General features: G+C 63.5%; 1 pseudogene. It reads right to left on the bottom strand.

From position 1 onward, the window contains the following. Positions 1-222, bottom strand: a pseudogene (locus ACYVO7_RS25875) (IS5/IS1182 family transposase); the annotation flags it as partial.

Below are 222 nucleotides of genomic sequence, written 5' to 3'. Positions count from 1 at the left end.
GCTTCGACATCAACGATGACGGCGTGTTGGAGGTCGATCAGATAGTTGGTCGCATAGGCGAAGAAGGCGTGCCCCTTCAGGGCTCCGGTCCATTGCGCCGCCGGATCGGACTTGGACACGAACTTCGGCTTCACATCGCTGGCGGCGCCCCAAGCCGCTTCGTCGAGCGTGTCCAGGTACTCCCGAACCGACCGCCTCGTCTCGGCAAGAGCCGTCCAGTCC

Source organism: Alsobacter sp. SYSU BS001988 (genome assembly GCF_054796215.1).
This window is presented reverse-complemented; position numbering and strand designations above follow the sequence as displayed.